This window comes from Streptomyces albidus (ex Kaewkla and Franco 2022), from assembly GCF_013870515.1.
In the GTDB taxonomy this organism is placed as follows: domain Bacteria; phylum Actinomycetota; class Actinomycetes; order Streptomycetales; family Streptomycetaceae; genus Streptomyces; species Streptomyces albidus.
This window is the reverse complement of record NZ_JACBXA010000013.1, coordinates 26969-43727: the sequence shown is the minus strand read 5'-3', so window position 1 is coordinate 43727 and position 16759 is coordinate 26969. Positions and strand designations below refer to the sequence as shown.

General features: G+C 69.7%; 13 protein-coding genes, 1 tRNA gene and 1 pseudogene. 10 read left to right on the top strand and 5 right to left on the bottom strand.

Annotation, left to right across the window (positions count from 1 at the left end):
* Nucleotides 1-5: 5 nt before the first annotated feature.
* The 6 genes from H5J26_RS04470 to H5J26_RS04445 all read left to right on the top strand — a co-directional run bounded on the left by H5J26_RS04470 (nt 6) and on the right by H5J26_RS04445 (nt 7970).
* Nucleotides 6-1346, top strand: a complete 1341-nt coding sequence (locus H5J26_RS04470; RefSeq protein ID WP_181764353.1) for a nicotinate phosphoribosyltransferase — start codon at nt 6-8, stop codon at nt 1344-1346.
* A 74-nt stretch (nt 1347-1420) separates the two neighbouring features.
* Nucleotides 1421-1720, top strand: a complete 300-nt coding sequence (locus tag H5J26_RS04465; protein ID WP_181764352.1) for a DUF1876 domain-containing protein — start codon at nt 1421-1423, stop codon at nt 1718-1720.
* A gap of 160 nt (nt 1721-1880) precedes the next feature.
* Nucleotides 1881-3767, top strand: coding sequence for a methylmalonyl-CoA mutase family protein (locus H5J26_RS04460; protein ID WP_181764351.1), 1887 nt, complete (start codon nt 1881-1883; stop codon nt 3765-3767).
* Nucleotides 3767-6004 (top strand): methylmalonyl-CoA mutase, encoded by a 2238-nt coding sequence (gene scpA, locus H5J26_RS04455; protein ID WP_181764350.1) that lies wholly within the window; start codon nt 3767-3769, stop codon nt 6002-6004. The genes H5J26_RS04460 and scpA overlap by 1 nt, the downstream gene beginning before the upstream one ends.
* Before the next feature lie 4 nt (nt 6005-6008).
* Nucleotides 6009-7013 carry a methylmalonyl Co-A mutase-associated GTPase MeaB gene (gene meaB / locus H5J26_RS04450; RefSeq protein ID WP_181764349.1) on the top strand — a complete coding sequence of 335 codons (1005 nt, stop codon included), beginning with the start codon at nt 6009-6011 and terminating at the stop codon, nt 7011-7013.
* 39 nt (nt 7014-7052) lie between these two features.
* The gene (locus H5J26_RS04445) at nt 7053-7970 is read left to right on the top strand and encodes a cobalamin-binding protein (RefSeq protein ID WP_181764348.1); all 918 of its coding nucleotides are present in this window, start codon (nt 7053-7055) and stop codon (nt 7968-7970) included.
* Between the two features lie 75 nt (nt 7971-8045).
* On the opposite strand, the gene H5J26_RS04440 is transcribed toward H5J26_RS04445, so the two are convergent.
* The 3 genes from H5J26_RS04440 to H5J26_RS04430 all read right to left on the bottom strand — a co-directional run bounded on the left by H5J26_RS04440 (nt 8046) and on the right by H5J26_RS04430 (nt 12154).
* Entirely contained in the window at nt 8046-8978 is a 933-nt protein-coding gene (locus H5J26_RS04440) for an AraC family transcriptional regulator (RefSeq protein ID WP_181764347.1), read from the bottom strand.
* Nucleotides 8979-9044: 66 nt separating this feature from the next.
* A complete protein-coding gene (locus H5J26_RS04435; RefSeq protein WP_181764346.1) occupies nt 9045-9971 on the bottom strand; it encodes an NADP-dependent oxidoreductase in 927 nt (308 codons plus the stop codon).
* Between the two features lie 218 nt (nt 9972-10189).
* Complete coding sequence (locus tag H5J26_RS04430; RefSeq protein ID WP_181764345.1) at nt 10190-12154, bottom strand: APC family permease; 1965 nt, start codon at nt 12152-12154, stop codon at nt 10190-10192.
* 353 nt (nt 12155-12507) lie between these two features.
* Here H5J26_RS04430 and H5J26_RS04425 point away from each other — a divergent pair, with 353 nt between their 5' ends.
* From H5J26_RS04425 to H5J26_RS04415, 3 genes are all read left to right on the top strand, one after another.
* Nucleotides 12508-13518 carry a permease gene (locus H5J26_RS04425; RefSeq protein WP_309237771.1) on the top strand — a complete coding sequence of 337 codons (1011 nt, stop codon included), beginning with the start codon at nt 12508-12510 and terminating at the stop codon, nt 13516-13518.
* Nucleotides 13515-14249: a TIGR03943 family putative permease subunit gene (locus H5J26_RS04420; RefSeq protein ID WP_181764344.1), complete on the top strand. Its 735-nt coding sequence runs from the start codon at nt 13515-13517 to the stop codon at nt 14247-14249. The genes H5J26_RS04425 and H5J26_RS04420 overlap by 4 nt, the downstream gene beginning before the upstream one ends.
* Before the next feature lie 346 nt (nt 14250-14595).
* Nucleotides 14596-14671 (top strand) — tRNA-Arg (locus H5J26_RS04415).
* A gap of 78 nt (nt 14672-14749) precedes the next feature.
* Here the strand turns inward: H5J26_RS04415 and H5J26_RS31245 are convergent.
* Nucleotides 14750-14887 (bottom strand): annotated as a pseudogene (locus H5J26_RS31245) (site-specific integrase); the annotation flags it as partial.
* A gap of 99 nt (nt 14888-14986) precedes the next feature.
* Between H5J26_RS31245 and H5J26_RS04410 the strand changes: the two are divergent.
* Complete coding sequence (locus H5J26_RS04410; RefSeq protein WP_181764343.1) at nt 14987-15454, top strand: very short patch repair endonuclease; 468 nt, start codon at nt 14987-14989, stop codon at nt 15452-15454.
* On the opposite strand, the gene H5J26_RS04405 is transcribed toward H5J26_RS04410, so the two are convergent.
* Nucleotides 15389-16660, bottom strand: a complete 1272-nt coding sequence (locus H5J26_RS04405) for a DNA cytosine methyltransferase (protein WP_181764342.1) — start codon at nt 16658-16660, stop codon at nt 15389-15391. The genes H5J26_RS04410 and H5J26_RS04405 overlap by 66 nt on opposite strands.
* Nucleotides 16661-16759 lie beyond the last annotated feature (99 nt).

Below are 16759 nucleotides of genomic sequence, written 5' to 3'. Positions count from 1 at the left end.
CACAGATGTCAGATGCGAGGACCACAGATCTCTACGAGCTGACGATGGCGATGTCGTACGTGCGCGAGAACATGACGGCGCCTGCGACGTTCAGCCTCTTCGTGCGCGACCTCCCTCCCGAGCGCGGCTTCCTCGTCGCGGCCGGGCTGGAGTCCGCCCTGGACTACCTCTCCGGCTACCGCATAGGCCCCGAGGACGTGGAGGCCTTCGCGTACGCCTTGGGGCGTCCTCCCCGGGATCTCGTGCCGCTGCTGGGCACGGCCTTCGAGGGCGAGGTACGGGCGGTGCCCGAGGGCACGGTCGTCTTCGCCGGCGAGCCCATCCTGGAGGTCACCGCTCCCCTGCCGGTGGCCCAGCTCGTCGAGACGTACGTGCTCAATCTGGTCAGCTTCCAGACGGCCATCGCCTCGAAGGCGGCGCGCTGCGTCATCGCCGCGGCGGGACGCCCCGTCGTGGACTTCTCCCTGCGCAGGACGCACGGGCCCGAGGCGGGTCACGACGTGGCGCGGCTCGGTGCGCTCGTGGGCTTCGCGGGGACGAGCAACGTGGAGGCCTCCGCCTCGCTCGGCCTGCCCGCCATCGGCACGATGGCCCACTCCTACATCGAGGCGTTCGGGTCGGAGGAGAAGGCCTTCCGCGCGTTCGCCCGCGCCCATCCCGGTCCTGTCACGTTCCTGGTGGACACCTACGACTCGGAGAAGGGCGTCCGCACCGCGGCGCGGGTTCTGAAGTCCCTGCGTCTGGGCGCCGGTTCGGCGGTACGGCTGGACAGCGGCGACCTGGGGAAGGAAGCGCGCAGGGCACGGAGCATCCTCGACTCGGCCGGGCTGCAGAACGTGCAGATCGTGGCGAGCGGCGGACTCGACGAGACGAGTGTGGAGCGCCTCGTGAGTGACGAGGCGCCGATCGACGTCTTCGCCGTCGGCACGCGGGTCGGCGTCTCCGCGGACGCCCCCTACCTGGACTCCGCGTACAAGATGGTCGCCTACGACGGCCGTCCCGTCATGAAGCTCTCCTCCCACAAGATCACCGCGCCGGGCGAGAAGCAGATCCTCCGCGGCCACGACTTCTCCGACGTGATCGCGCTCAAGGACGAGCCGCCCCCGCCGGGCGTGCGTCCGCTGATGCGTCCGGTGATGCGTGACGGCTTCCGCGTCAACGACCGTCCCGCACTGCGCGAGGCGCAGGAGCGGTTCGCCGCCGAACTCGCCCGGCTTCCGCTCGATGCACGGCGGATCGGCGAACCGGTCGCTCCGCACCCGGTCTTCTCCGACCGGGTGACGGAGCTGGGCGAGCAGGTGCGACGCCGTATCGAAAGCGAACTCCTCTCCCCGGAGAAGGTCTGAGGAGGGAGCGGAGTCCTGGAAGGAGCAGACCCGCGAAACGACCGGGAGAACCGGGCAGCCGCAAGGAGGACACCATGGCGACCATGAACGAGTGGAACGTGCGGATCTTCATCTCCGAGAACGAGGGCACCACCACGGCACGTGCCGTACTGGAGACCGCGACGAACACGTACACGGGCCGAGGGATGGCCCGCTGCAATCCCCAGGATGTGGACATCCCGACGATCGGCGACGAACTCGCCGCGAGCCGGGCGATGGCCGAGCTGGGACGGCAGTTGATGCGCGTCGCCGACCGGGACCTCCAGGGCGTCGGCGCGGGTCCGCTGCCCGAGCGGACGCAGGCCGCCTTCGGCTGGCCGGACGCCGGGATGTGAGAGCACCACGCGGGGCTCCGGGCTGCCGCGACGGGCCTGCCTGTTCGCGCGGACAAGCCTGGTGAGGAGGTCGTACGGCCTCCGAAACAGCCCTCTTACGCGTCCAAGGTCACAGTCGTTGCCGCTCCCTACCAAGCGGCCGCTCGCCTAGCCTTGGGCCATGACGGTCCTGCCTGACGACGAGTTCTCCCTCGCCGCCGAGTTCCCCGACGCGAGCCGCGAGGAGTGGCAGCGCCTCGTTGAAGGTGTGCTGCGTAAGACCGGCGCGTCGGAGGCCTCCGGCCCCGCCGCCGAGGACGTGCTCGCCACCGAACTCCAGGACGGGCTCACCGCCCGTCCTCTCTACACCGCCTCCGACTTCACGGGCGACCCCGGCTATCCGGGCGCCACCCCGTTCGTACGCGGCGGCAAGCCTGAAGGCAACGCGCTCACCGGATGGGACGTGCGCCAGCGCCATCAGCGGCCGGACCCCGCGCGGTGCAACGAGGAAGTCCTCGCGGACCTCGAGAACGGCGTCACCTCGGTGTGGCTGGCGGCCGGCGCCTCCGGCGTCCCCGTCCAGTCCGTTCCCGCCGCCCTCGAAGGCGTCTACCTCGACCTCGCGCCCGTCGTGCTCGACGCGGGTGCCGAATTCGACGCCGCCGCACGGGAGTTGCTGGACCTCTACGAGAAGCGTTCCGTGCCGCCCCACGCCGCGCTCGGCAACCTCGGCGCGGACCCGCTGGGCCACCTCGCCCGTACGGGCGACGACACGGACCTCGCCGAGCAGTCGGCCCGCGCGGCGCGGCTCGCGGGCCTCTGCCACCGGGACCACCCCGGGCTCCGCGCGCTCACCGTCGACGCGCTGCCCCATCACGAGGCCGGCGCCTCGGCCGCCCAGGAGCTCGGCGCCTCGCTCGCCACGGGCGTCGCCTACCTCCGAGAGCTGACCGGCGAGGGGCTGACAGCCGAAGCGGCCTGCGCCCAGCTGGAGTTCCGGTACGCGGCCACCGCCGACCAGTTCCTGACCATCGCCAAACTCCGTGCCGCGCGCCGCCTTTGGGCCCGCGTGGCGCAGGTCTGCTCCGTCACCTCGCGCGCCGCGGCTCAGCGCCAGCACGCGGTGACCTCGTCCGTCATGATGGCCCGGCGGGACCCCTGGGTGAACATGCTGCGCACCACGATCGCCGCTCTGGGAGCGGGAGTCGGCGGCGCCGACGCGGTGACCGTCCTGCCGTTCGACGACGCGCTCGGCATCTCCGACGGCTTCGCGCGGCGCATCGCCCGCAACACCTCCTCCATCCTTCTGGAGGAGTCGCACCTGGCCCAGGTCATCGACCCCGCCGGCGGCTCCTGGTACGTGGAGCGGCTGACGGACGAACTCGCCCACGCCGCCTGGGAGTTCTTCCAGGAGATCGAGCGGGAGGGCGGGCAGGCCGCGGCACTGCGCTCCGGTCTCGTCGCCGACAGGCTCGCCGCCTCATGGGAAGAGCGCCGAGCGGACCTGTCACACCGTCGCGAACCCGTCACCGGCGTCAGCGAGTTCCCGAATCTCGCCGAGGAGCCCGTCCGCCGCCCTGCGGCGCCCGAGCCCGTCGGCGGCGGACTGCCGAGGGTGCGCCGCGACGAGGCCTTCGAAGCGCTGCGGGCACGCTCGGACGCGCATCTGGCGGCCACCGGCTCCCGCCCACGCGTCTTCATCGCCGCTCTCGGGCCCGCGGCGGCGCACACCGCCCGCGTGGGCTTCGCCTCCAACCTCTTCCAGGCGGGCGGCATCGAGCCCGTGCACGACCCCGAGACGGTCGACGCGGACTCGGCGGCGGAGGCGTTCGAGCGGAGCGGAGCGAAGGCAGCCTGCCTCTGCTCCAGCGACAAGCTGTACGCCGAGCAGGCCGAGGGCGTCGCGCGCGCCCTGGCCTCGGCCGGCGCGGCCCGGATCCTCCTCGCGGGGAAGCCGGGCACGGAAGAGGAAGCACTTGTACGGGCCGGAGTCGGGGAGTTCGTCTTCGCGGGCGGCGACGCCGTCGCCGTACTCTCCTCCGTCCTCGACCAATTGGGAGTGGCGTGATGCAGGGCGGTGCACGGCAGCAGAGTGCCGTCCCGGACTTCTCGGACGTGGCCCTGGAGGGGCCCGGCGAGCCCGGAACGGACGAACCGACGCACACGGCATGGCAGTCGGCCGTCCAGGAGAGCACCGGCAAGGCCGACGAGGACCTGGTCTGGGAGACGCCCGAGGGCATCGCGGTCAAGCCGCTCTACACCTCCGGCGACCTGGACGGGTTGGACTTCCTCGGGACCTATCCCGGCATCGCGCCGTACCTGCGGGGCCCCTACCCCACGATGTACGTCAACCAGCCCTGGACGATCCGCCAGTACGCCGGCTTCTCCACCGCCGAGGAGTCCAACGCCTTCTACCGGCGCAACCTCGCCGCCGGGCAGAAGGGCCTCTCCGTCGCCTTCGACCTGCCCACCCACCGCGGATACGACAGCGACCATCCGCGCGTGACCGGCGACGTGGGCATGGCGGGCGTCGCCATCGACTCGATCTACGACATGCGGCAGCTCTTCGACGGCATCCCGCTGGACCGCATGAGCGTGTCGATGACGATGAACGGCGCCGTGCTGCCCGTACTGGCGCTGTACATCGTGGCGGCCGAGGAGCAGGGCGTACCGCCCGAGAAGCTGGCCGGGACCATCCAGAACGACATCCTCAAAGAGTTCATGGTCCGCAACACCTACATCTATCCGCCGCAGCCCTCGATGCGGATCATCTCCGACATCTTCGCCTACACCTCGCAGAAGATGCCGCGCTACAACTCGATCTCCATTTCCGGCTACCACATCCAGGAGGCCGGAGCCACAGCCGACCTGGAGCTCGCCTACACCCTCGCCGACGGTGTGGAGTACCTGCGTGCGGGGCTCGACGCGGGTCTCGACGTGGACGCCTTCGCACCGCGGCTGTCGTTCTTCTGGGCGATCGGCATGAACTTCTTCATGGAGATCGCGAAGCTGCGCGCGGGACGGCTGCTGTGGGCCCGGCTCGTCAAGAAGTTCGACCCGAAGAACGCCAAGTCGCTCTCGCTGCGCACTCATTGCCAGACCTCCGGATGGTCGCTGACCGCTCAGGACGTCTACAACAACGTGGCCCGTACGTGCGTCGAGGCGATGGCCGCGACCCAGGGCCACACCCAGTCGCTGCACACCAACGCACTCGACGAAGCCCTCGCGCTGCCCACCGACTTCTCCGCGCGCATCGCCCGCAACACCCAGCTGCTGCTCCAGCAGGAGTCGGGCACCGGACGCGTCATCGACCCGTGGGGCGGCAGCGCCTACGTCGAACGCCTCACCCACGATCTGGCACGCCGCGCGTGGCAGCACATCGAGGAGGTCGAGGCGGCGGGCGGCATGGCCAAGGCCATCGACGCGGGAATCCCCAAGCTCCGCGTCGAGGAGGCCGCAGCCCGCACGCAGGCCCGCATCGACTCCGGACGCCAGGCGCTCATCGGCGTCAACAAGTACCGCGTTGACGACGACGAGCAGATCGACGTGCTCAAGGTCGACAACTCCTCGGTCCGCGCCCAGCAGGTCGAGAAGCTGCGGCGCCTGCGCGAGGAACGCGACGAGGAAGCCTGCCAGGACGCCCTGCGCGCCCTGAACGGAGCGGCCCAGAGGGGCGGCGGCTCCTCCGAGCTGGAGAACAACCTGCTGGCGCTCGCCGTGGACGCGGCCCGCGCCAAGGCCACCGTCGGCGAGATCTCGGATGCGCTGGAGAAGGAGTACGGGCGGCACGCGGGACAGATCCGTACGATCTCCGGCGTGTACCGAGACGAGGCAGGCACGTCACCGGGCGTCGAGCGCACCCGCGAACTGGTCGAGAAGTTCGAGGAGGCCGAGGGCCGCCGTCCGCGCATCCTCGTCGCCAAGATGGGCCAGGACGGGCACGACCGCGGCCAGAAGGTCATCGCGACGGCCTTCGCCGACCTGGGATTCGACGTCGACGTCGGCGCCCTCTTCCAGACGCCGGCCGAGGTGGCCCGTCAGGCGGTCGAGGCCGACGTCCACATCGTCGGCGTCTCCTCGCTGGCCGCCGGGCACCTCACGCTCGTACCGGCGCTGCGCGAGGCACTGGCCGAGGCCGGACGGGAGGACATCACGATCGTCGTGGGCGGAGTCATCCCGCCGCAGGACGTCGACGCCCTCCACGAGGCCGGCGCCACCGCGGTCTTCCCGCCCGGAACCGTGATCCCCGACGCTGCGTACGATCTGCTGAAGTCCCTCGCCGGGATCCTCGGCCACGAATTGTGAGTCCATGCCGCCGAAGATCGACATCGACAGCTATGCCAAGGGCGTCCTGGACGGCTCACGCGCGCAGATCGCCCGCGCGATCACACTCGTCGAGTCCACCAGGGCGTCCCACCGGGAGCTCGCCCAGCGACTGCTGATCGATCTGCTGCCGTACGCCGGGAAGGCCCGCCGGGTCGGCATCAGCGGAGTGCCCGGCGTCGGCAAGTCCACCTTCATCGACGCCCTCGGCAGCATGCTGACCGGCCTCGGGCACCGCGTCGCCGTCCTCGCCGTCGACCCCTCCTCCAGCCGTACCGGCGGCTCGATCCTCGGTGACAAGACCCGCATGGAGCGGCTGGCCGTGGACCCGGCGGCGTTCGTACGGCCCTCGCCGACGTCCGGAACGCTGGGCGGCGTCGCCCGCGCGACGCGCGAGACGATGGTCGTCATGGAAGCCGCCGGCTTCGACGTGGTGCTGGTGGAGACCGTCGGCGTGGGCCAGTCGGAGACCGCCGTCGCCAACATGGTCGACTCCTTCCTGCTGCTGACGCTGGCGCGTACGGGCGACCAGCTCCAGGGCATCAAGAAGGGCGTACTGGAGCTCGCGGACCTCGTCGCGGTCAACAAGGCAGACGGCCCGCACGAACGAGACGCCCGCTCCGCCGCCCGTGAACTCAGCGGTGCGCTGCGGATGTTGCAGCCCCCGGACGCCGTGTGGACACCGCCCGTCCTCACCTGCAGCGCGCGCGAACAGACGGGCCTGGACACCGTCTGGGAACGTCTCGAAGCTCACCGCGAGGTCCTCAGCGCGAACGACCGCCTGGAGGCGAAGCGCCGGGACCAGCAGGTGGACTGGACGTGGTCCATGGTCCGCGACCAGCTGCTGTCCTCCCTTCGCGACCACCCACAGGTCAAGCGAGTCGGGCCGGATCTCGAACAGCAGGTCCGCGAAGGGACGTTGACGGCTTCCCTCGCCGCGGAACGCCTGCTCACGGCCTTCCACGAATCCCCCCACAACCCGACGTCCTGAGCAGCCCGGGCCCGCCCCGGTCGGCATTAACGTTCGGGGATGCGCATCGTCTCCCTCCTTCCCGCCGCCACCGACATCGTGGCCGAACTCGGCCTGGTGGCCGACCTCGTGGGCCGTACGCACGAGTGCGACTGGCCTCCCGGTGAGCTGGAGGGCACCCCCGTCGTCACCTCGGCCGGCATCGACGCGGAGAAGATGGGAAGCCGGGAGATCTCCGACGCCGTCGGCGGCGCCCAGCACAGCGGTTCCTCTCTCTACGCCCTCGACACCGCGAAACTGGCCGAGTTGGCGCCGGACGTCGTGCTGACGCAGGAACTGTGCGACGTGTGCGCCGTCTCCTACAGCAGCGTCTCCAACGCGGTCCGCTCGCTGGAGACGGGTCCGACGGTGCTGAGCCTGGAGCCCCGCACGCTGACCGACGTCCTCGGCTGCGTGGAACGCGTCGGCGACGAACTGGGCGTGCCCACAAGGGGATCGGAGAGCGTCGCCGCCCTGCGCACCCGGCTCGACGCGGTCCGCTCGGCCACCCGGGGCCTGCCGCGTCCACGCGTGGCCGCGATCGAATGGCTCGACCCGCTGTGGCCCGCCGGCCACTGGGTCCCCGAGCAGGTCAGGATCGCGGGCGGTGAGCCGCTTCTCGCCGAGGCGGGCGAGCACACGGTGCCGGTCGAATGGGAGACCGTACGGTCCGTGAAACCCGACGTCGTGCTGCTGATGCCCTGCGGGCTCGACCCCGAACGTACGGAGGCGGAGCAGGAGTTGCTGACCGGGCTGCCCGGCTGGGACGAGCTGCCCGCCGTACGGGAGGGACAGGTCTGGGTCGTGGACGGACCCGCGTACTTCAACCGGCCCGGCCCCAGGGTGGTGCGCGGCGTCGAGGTCCTCGCCCACATCCTGCACGGAGTGACCGAGGGTTCGCCCGTGACCTCGTCCGAGGCGCGGCGGGCGAAGTTGTGAGGCGCGTCGTGGGAGGCGTGCAGAGCGTGGGAGGCGTGCAGACGCGCTGAGCGTGCGAGGCCCGGAAGGCAATGGTCAGGCGGCGCGGGCCTCACGGCGGTAGGCGCCCGGGGCCAGGCCGTACTCCCGCTTGAACGCCTTGGCGAAGGCGAACTCCGAGCGGTATCCCGCGTGGACGGCGACGGTGGCCAGAGGGACGTCGGATTCACGCAGGCGCTTGGCTGCGGTGGTCATGCGCCAGCGCGTCAGATAGGCCATGGGCGGTTCGCCGACGAGAGCGGTGAACCGGCGGGCGAACGCAGCACGGGAGAGCCCGGCCTTCGCGGCCAGTGACTCGACGGTCCACACAGCCGAGGGGTCCGCGTGAATGGCCGTGAGCGCGGGCGCGACCGCGGTGTCGCCGAGGGCAGAGGCCCAGCCCTCGGCGTTCGCCGGAGGCTGGGACTCCAGCCAGGCCCGCAGGATGTACAGCAGCAGCGAGTCGATCAGCGTCGGCACGATGCCGTCCGAGCCGATCCGCGGATTCTCCAGTTCCGCGCCCAGGAGTTGGACCGCGGCACTCAGTTCGGGGTGGCGGCCGTGCCGGGTGGAGAGGTGGATCACCGCAGGCAGCTGCCGGACGAGCGGGTGCGCGCGCCCCTGATCGAGGTGGTAGTTGCCGCACAGCAGGCTGGTCCGGGGGCCGTCGCCGCCCAGCGAGAGCGTCCCGATCGGCGAACCGGAGTGGAAGTGCTCGGGCTTCGGCTCCACGGCCGGTGAGGAGGGGTGGTCGGCGAGGATGTGGCCGCGGCCGTCGCGCAGGAAGACCACGTCACCGGTACTCAGGGCGATCGGCTCCGGTGACGCGTCCCCCAGTGGAATCAGCCAGCAGGTGCCGTACAGCACCACGTGGAATCCCGCCCCCGCGACCGGTGGGAGGCGAAGCCCCCACGGCGCGCGGCCGTCGGTGCGGACGGAAGCCGGATGCCCCGTCCGCATCGAGTTCAGCGCCTCGGTCAGGATGTCCAATGCCCCACCCCTCACTCCTCGGCCGCCACGATACGGGCCGCCTCGCGGGCGTTCCGGGCCGGCCGGTCACACGACCGTCAGCACCACCTTGCCCTGCACGCGCCCCGACTCGATCAGCTCATGTCCCTTGCCGGCCTCGGCCAGCTCGAACGTCGACTCGACGTGCGGGGTGATCCGGCCGGTGTCCACCAGCTCGGCGATCACTTCCAGCGAGGCGTAGTCCGGCTCGACGGACACCCCGGCGAAGCGGTACCCCAACTTCTCGGTCTTCGCGGCGAGTTCGTCGTCCCGGTGCTCCGTGATGCTGACGAGCGTGCCGCCGTGGCGCAGCACCTCCAGTGAACGGACGCCCTGGGACGTGGAGTCGAAGACCACGTCGACGTCCCGTACGGCCTGGGTGAAGTCGGTGGTCTGATAGTCGATCACCTCATCGGCCCCCAGACCGCGCACGAATTCATGCCTGGCCGCGCTCGCCAGCGCGGTCACGTGAGCGCCGCGGGCCTTCGCGATCTGAACCGCGAGATGGCCGACACCGCCCGCGGCGCGGTGGATCAGGACCTGCTCGCCGTCCGCCAGTCGGGCGAGCCCCACCAGGCCCTGCCAGGCGGTAAGGGCGGCGAGCGGCAGAGCCGCGGCATGCACGTGGTCGATCGAGGCCGGCTTACCGGCCAACTGCCGGGAAGGCGCGGCGACATACTCGGCATAGCCGTTTGCGGCCCGAGGGAAGAACGGCATCCCGTACACCTCGTCGCCGACCTTGAACCGGGCCCCGGGAGCGGCCTGTTCGACGACTCCGGAGATGTCCCAGCCGACGCCGAAGGGCGGCTCGCCCAGCAGCGGGAACGCACCGGATCTCACGGCCGCGTCGACGGGGTTCAGGGCGCTCGCGTGGACCCGGACGAGCACCTCTCCATGCAGCGGCTCGGGCCGCTCGGTCTCCACGAGCTCGAGTATCTCGGGGCCGCCGAAGGAGTTCTGGACAACTGCACGCACGAAGGATCTCCCTTGTGGTTCGGATTGACGTTCTCAACCCTAGGGAGATCAAACGAGAGCCTGAATCGCCTTTCCTCTCGCATACATGTCCAATCGTCTTCCTCCCCGACACCCTCGACCCCATGGAGAGTTGGCGATCTGACGCTCAAGTGGCGCCCGTACGGGAGGACTCGCACCCTGCCGAGGGCGAGGGGCGCGGCTCCCCACGGCGCGCGGCCTCAGCCGACGTGCACGTGCGGTCGACGGGCCCGGTCCGCTTCGGCCTCCCGCAGCACCTCGCGCGTGACCGGCGCGACCTCCCCCTGCCCGAAGAAGAAGAACCTCACGAAGTGGGAAAGGGGGCTGCCCTCGGTCCACTCGAAGTAGATGTGCGGGCGCCGGCCCGTCGTGTCCCGTACGTGCAGGAGCAGCGCGGCGAGCGCGTTGGGCACCGTCGAGCTCTCAAGGGTCAGTACGCGGTAACGGCCGTGCAGCACCGCCCCGTTGACGGTCAGTTCCGACTCGAACTCCGAGGCGTCGCGCACCGTGACCTCGACGAAGATGAGGTCCTCCTCGGACGGGATGTCGTTGTCGGCCCGGATCTGGTGCAGCTTGTCCTGGTACTCCGCCTCGTCACGCGCATCGGGCTCGTTCGCGATGAACCGGATCCTCCGGTGGGCGACGTCCCTCACGAAGCTCTCGGCCACCGGGTCCAGGGTCACGCTGCTGACCCGGAGTTCGAAGGCCCGCCAGATCCGGGACAGCAGCGACACCGCGATGATCCCGGCGATGAAGCAGGCGCCGATCTGCACGCCGTCGGGCCGCGCCACGATGTTGTCGCCCGTCGTGTAGAGGAAGACCGCCGAGATCAGCCCGAAGCCGATCGTCCAGCCGCGCTGGCCCGCCCGCCGCGCCGCGATCGTCACGGCGATCGCCGCCGAGGTGATGAGCACCAGGACACCGGTCGCGTACGCGCCGCCCTGCGCGTTCACGTCGGCGTCGAAGATCCAAGTCACCAGGAAGGCAAGGGAGATGAAGACCAGCACCATGGGCCGCACGGCCCGCGCCCAGGCAGGAGCCATTCCGTACCGCGGCAGATAGCGCGGCATCAGGTTGAGCAGACCCGCCATGGCCGAGGCGCCGGCGAACCACAGGATGGCGATGGTGGATACGTCGTAGACGCTGCCGAACCCGTTGCCCAGATACCTGTGGGCGAGGAAGGCCAGCGCCCGTCCGTTCGCCTCCCCGCCCGGTTCGAACGCGTCCTGCGGGATGAGCCACGTCGTGATCAGGCTGCTGGTGATCAGGAAGACGCTCATGATGGCCGCCGCCGTGGTCAGCAGCTTCTTCGCGCCCTTGATCCGCCCGACGGGGCGCTTCTCGGTGTCCCCCGGCTCCCCCTCGACGTGGGGCATGACCGCCACGCCTGTCTCGAAGCCGGACAGACCCAGTGCCAGCTTGGGGAAGACCAGCAGAGCCACACCCACCATGGCCAGCGGACTGCCGTGCTCGGCGGTCAGCGCGCGTGACCAGTCGCCGACCACGTGCGGCCCGGTCCCCACGTGCCACAGCCCCACCGCCACGACGACCACGTTCAACGCCAGATAGACACCGACGAGCACGACCGCGATCCCCACCGCCTCCGTGAACCCCTTGAGGAACACCGCCCCCAGAAACGCGATCAACAGCAGCGTGATGACCACCTCGTGACCGTGCAGCACGTGGGCCACGGCCGGGTTCTCCACCACGTGAGCGGTGGCGTCCGCCGCGGACAGCGTGATGGTGATCAGGAAGTCGGTCGCGGCGAACCCCAGCAGCACCAGGACGAACACCTTGCCCCGCCAGAACGTCAGCAGCCTCTCCAGCATGGCGATCGACCCCTGACCGTGCGGACTCTCCTCCGCCACTCGCCGGTACACCGGCAGCGCTCCGGCGAGAGTCACCACGACCAGCACCACGGTCGCCACCGGAGACAGCACTCCCGCCGCCAGGGCGGCGATGCCCGGCTGATAGCCGAGGGTGGAGAAGTAGTCCACCCCGGTGAGGCACATGACCTTCCACCAGCTGTGGCGGCCGTCCGGGTCCGGCGGCTGTGCGTGCGGGCCGGGCTGCTGCCTGGCGCTGTCGGCTCGTCCCTCGAGGAGCCAGTCTCGAACCCGGTGCCGGAAGGAGGGTCCGGACCACGGACGGATGGAGCTGGACACTGAGAACTCCCGTCGTGCTTCCGAGCGATGAGTGCGCGGGTCGGGCCGCCGGACCCGTGCCGAGGGACCGGCCCACGCTCACCCGAATCCCTGACGGTCGCCGGTCGCCACCACGCCGGGTGAGCCCGGCAGCCGCCGCGCACCGGGCGAGCGTAAGGGCACGTCAACGGGCGGGAAGGCTGCGGCGCGGGCTCAGCGAGGACCCGTACACGATCACAGTGCTCCCCCACCCCCCGGACCCGTGCGGCCAGCGGATTCAGGACACACGCGCGGACACGCCCGCTACTCTGACCGGCGGTGCCGCACACCGTCGGCCGCGACGGCCCGCACGCAACACCGGAGGTACCCCAACCGTGCCCACCACCGAAGCGCCGCCCCGGGCCGGCGATCGCGAAGCGGACGGTCCGCAAGGCCGGCAGGCCAACTCGTCCCTCGTGCTGATGATCGCGCTCCTGCTGCTGGTGGCCGTGTTCCAGACGCCGATCCGCCGGGCCCTGTCCCTGCCGTTGATGCAGAACTGGATGACGGTGTTCGTCGCGGTGTTCATCCAGGCCCTGCCCTTCCTGGTGCTCGGCGTACTGCTGTCGGCGCTCATAGCCGTGTTCGTCCCGCCGTCGTTCTTCGCCCGGGCGCTGCCGAAACGGCCCACACTCGCGGTGCCGGTGGCGGGCATGGCCGGAGTGGTCCTCCCCGGCTGCGAATGCGCCTCGGTGCCGGTGGCCGGAGCGCTCGTACGCCGCGGCGTCACCCCCGCCGCGGCGTTCGCGTTCCTCCTGTCCGCCCCGGCGATCAACCCGATCGTGCTGACGGCCACCGCCGTCGCGTTCCCCGACGATCCGCAGATGGTGCTCGCGCGGTTCGTGGCGAGTCTGGTCGTGGCCTGCGCGATGGGCTGGCTGTGGCACCGGCTCGGCCGCTCCGACTGGCTGCGCCCGCCTGCCCGTCCGTCGTTCGAAGGCCTCGGCAAGGGGGCGGCGTTCTGGGGATCCGTACGGCACGACGTGATGCACGCAGGCGGCTTCCTCGTCGTCGGCGCGATGGCCGCGGCCACCCTCAAAGCCGTCGTACCGGAGAGCTGGCTGCGCCTCGCCGCAGACAACCCGGTCGTGTCGATCCTGGTCCTGGGGATCCTCGCGGTGCTGCTGTCGATCTGTTCCGAGGCCGACGCGTTCGTGGCCGCATCCCTGACCCAGTTCTCGCTCACCGCCCGGCTGGCGTTCCTCGTCGTCGGGCCGATGATCGACCTCAAGCTCTTCGCCATGCAGGCGGCAACATTCGGCAGAGGGTTCGCGCTGCGGTTCGCTCCGGTCACCTTCGCCCTGGCCGTACTGACATCGGCCCTCGTCGGGGCGGTGCTGCTGTGAAGCGTCAGGCGCAGGCGGTGGTGCTGTTCCTCATCGGCGGGACGGTGATTCGGGCGAGCTTCACCGACCTCTACCTGCGCTACGTCAAGGCCGGGCTGCGCCCGTTCCTGCTCGTGGCCGGCGTCGTCCTCATCACCGCGGCTGTGGCGACCGTCTGGTACGAAGTGAGACGGCCGCGCGAGGGTGCGGCGAACCGATCCGCGTCCGAGCACGGCGACTCCGGCGGCCACACCCACCACGAACCGAGGATCGCCTGGTTCCTCGCCCTCCCCGTACTCGCGCTGATCCTGGTCGCCCCGCCGCCACCGGGCTCCTACAGCGCCGGCCGCACCGGCACGGCCCTGCAACGACCGCCCGGCTTCCCCACCCTGCCGGCCGGCGACCCCCTCCGGCTCAGCGTCCTCGACTACGCGGGCCGCGCGGTCTTCGACCACGGACGCTCACTCGACGACCGGAAGATCAAACTCACGGGCTTCATCACCCTCGGCGACAGCGGCGCCCCGTACCTCAGCCGCATGAGCCTCAACTGCTGCGCCGCCGACGCCCAGCCGGTCAAGGTCGGCCTCTCCGGGCGGGTCCCGCCGACGCTGCAGCCGGACGCGTGGCTCGAGATCACGGGGACGTACAGCAAGAAGAAGGCGAAGGACCCGGTCAACGACGGCGCCATCCCGTTCATCGACGTCAGCCGGGCCAGGCCGGTGAAGGCCCCGCACAACCAGTACGAGAACTGAGCGGGGATACGGGAACTGAGCGGGGGCAGGAGGGCTGAGCGTGGGCACGAGGGCTGGCCGGCGTTACGAGGGCTGACCGTGGGCGGGCTGTATCGCGGGGAGACCGGAATCGCGGAGGAGCCCGAAGCGGCATTGCCGCCCTCCCCTGCCACGAGCAGGGGGACGCCGGGCGCCCTGTCCCGCTGGTCAGGCAGGGCCAACCGGCAAGCTGCAGACCCCGGATCACCACCCGCTACACTGTCGGCGGTGGCGCGGGCTTCGCTGTCGGCGACCGCCATGACACTGCCGGGAATCCGGCCGGGTCGCCCATCGCGGAGCGGCTCCGGGCGCGTTCTCCGACAGCCCCGCCTCCGTAGCTCAGGGGATAGAGCACCGCTCTCCTAAAGCGGGTGTCGCAGGTTCGAATCCTGCCGGGGGCACCAGCGAAAAGGCCCCGGACCGATCTTGGTCCGGGGCCTTTGACATCCAGATCTGACGCACCAGTGGCGCCCAGTGGGAGGCAGCGTCGCGCACCCGTGCCGTGCACCATGCAGGCGCACGACACGAAGGCCCGCATCCTTGGCGACCCGGGTGAAGGATCGGTAGACGTTTCGTAGCTCGACCGGCCGCCCGTTCCGGGTGGTGAAGACACACTCGCTCGCCTGCCACCTCTCCTCCGCGTCATGAGCACGTTCGAAGAGAGCTTCCGCCAGGCGGTACGCTCTGGCACACCACCCGACGACTGATATCTACGAGTCATGGCCACAGAGAAGGGCGCAGAAGACTGGGTCCCCCCGGAGGGATCGTGGGCTTCGTCGGCCGCCCGCCGCCGGAACATGCAGGCGATCCGCAGCCGGGACACAAAGCCCGAGCAGCAGATTCGCCGACTCGTCCACGCACAGGGCTTGCGATACCGGGTGAGCGCGAGACCGCTGACAGGTCTGCGCCGGACCGCCGACATGGTCTTCCGGCCGACGAAGGTGGCTGTCTTCATCGACGGCTGCTACTGGCACGGCTGCCCTGAGCATTACGTACCGCCGAAGACCAACTCCGGGTACTGGTCCGAGAAAGTCCTGCGGAATGTGGGGCGCGACCGGGACACCGACAAGCGGCTCAGCGAAGCAGGTTGGCTAGTTCTGCGGTTCTGGGAGCACGAAGCCTCAGAGGTCTGCGCCAACGAGATCGCTACGGTCGTCCGTCGGCGCCGGGCTGACCGAGGAGTCTGAGAGAGCCGCCGCGAATTTCAATGTGGTTTGAAAGTGCTCGGGTTCTGACTGCGGGGCGAAATACTCAGTTTGCAGGTCGTCCAGCAGGTTTTCCTTGAGTTCTGGTCTGAGGACAGAAGCGATGACAAGACCAATGGCCCTCGCGACCGGCGGGGGAAAGGCATTGCCAACCTGTCGGTACCTAGCCGTCTTTCCTCCTACGAACTCCCAGCCCTCCGGGAAACCTTGAATTTTCGCGGCTTGGCCGACCGTGAGCATCGGACCTGCTGCGCGCAGGAAGTCCCTTTCGGGGTCTGTGCTTTCAGCTGCCTCGTTCGCGACTCCGTGAGCGTTGACGCCCAGGGACTCCCACTGCTTCTTCGCGCGACTCGGCCCCAGATCAGCTCCTCCGTGCTTCCTTGAGCCGCCTACCAGGGTCGGCGCGACGGCGCCGTTCTGCTGCGCCCTCTGGTGCCACCTGGCATACGCTTCGTCGATCCTGTCGGCGAGGCTGGGGAACCTCTGCGTGAGCGCCTTCCGGCGATCTTCCATGGAGGATTTCAGCGCGTCAAAAACAGTGTTCCGCGTACTGCCCATTTCCGTCGGCCAGGGGAATTTCCCGTCTTCTAGGCCAGCTCTCACGCAATACTTGTCCTGGATGGCGATCAGGACTGCCCGCGGTCTGAGTTGAGGTACATCAAAGTTATGTGCTTCCAAGATCCGCCAACCGCAGAACCGATAACCCTCGTCAACTAGGTGCTCTACGATGGACTTCCGGTACATCTCGAATTTCGCGTCCATGATCCCGCGAACGTTCTCGATCATGACGGCTTTTGGCTTCAGCGAAGAGACCAGCTGAAGCATCCTGGGAAAGAGGTCTCGCTCGTCATCTTCCCCAAGTTGCTGTCCTGCTTTGGAAAATGGTGGGCAAGGCACGCCGCCAGCCAACAGGTCAAGCTGACCGGGCTTCAGGGATTCGCCACCCAACGCCTTTAGCGCGCGGTCGTGGTTAAACTCGAGGACGTCCTCACCGAACACCTCCGGGCCATCCGGGCCGTGCTCCCGCTCCATGTTCTTCTGCAGTGTGGCGGCCGCATACTTGTCGTACTCCACCAGCGCGAGGTGCCGGAAACCGGCCTGTTCAAGCCCAATCGCCTGTCCGCCCGCCCCTGCGCAGATCTCGAGCGAGGTCAGCTGCTCACTTGGCTCATGGCTACTCGCGCCCATCGGCGTGGTCCTCCCGGGGTGGCTCAAAGAGACCTCAGTCTCGCAGAGTTACCGAGAAGCGACAGTCTTCGCCACCTCAATTTCCCTGCTCAGTAACAG

Coding starts and splice junctions, on each gene's coding strand:
- H5J26_RS04460 (WP_181764351.1), top strand. CDS start 1,881: ATGACGGTCCTGCCTGACGACGAGTTCTCCCTCGCCGCCGAGTTCCCC.
- H5J26_RS04445 (WP_181764348.1), top strand. CDS start 7,053: ATGCGCATCGTCTCCCTCCTTCCCGCCGCCACCGACATCGTGGCCGAA.
- H5J26_RS04465 (WP_181764352.1), top strand. CDS start 1,421: ATGGCGACCATGAACGAGTGGAACGTGCGGATCTTCATCTCCGAGAAC.
- scpA (WP_181764350.1), top strand. CDS start 3,767: ATGCAGGGCGGTGCACGGCAGCAGAGTGCCGTCCCGGACTTCTCGGAC.
- meaB (WP_181764349.1), top strand. CDS start 6,009: ATGCCGCCGAAGATCGACATCGACAGCTATGCCAAGGGCGTCCTGGAC.
- H5J26_RS04410 (WP_181764343.1), top strand. CDS start 14,987: ATGGCCACAGAGAAGGGCGCAGAAGACTGGGTCCCCCCGGAGGGATCG.
- H5J26_RS04470 (WP_181764353.1), top strand. CDS start 6: ATGTCAGATGCGAGGACCACAGATCTCTACGAGCTGACGATGGCGATG.
- H5J26_RS04405 (WP_181764342.1), bottom strand. CDS start 16,660: ATGGGCGCGAGTAGCCATGAGCCAAGTGAGCAGCTGACCTCGCTCGAG.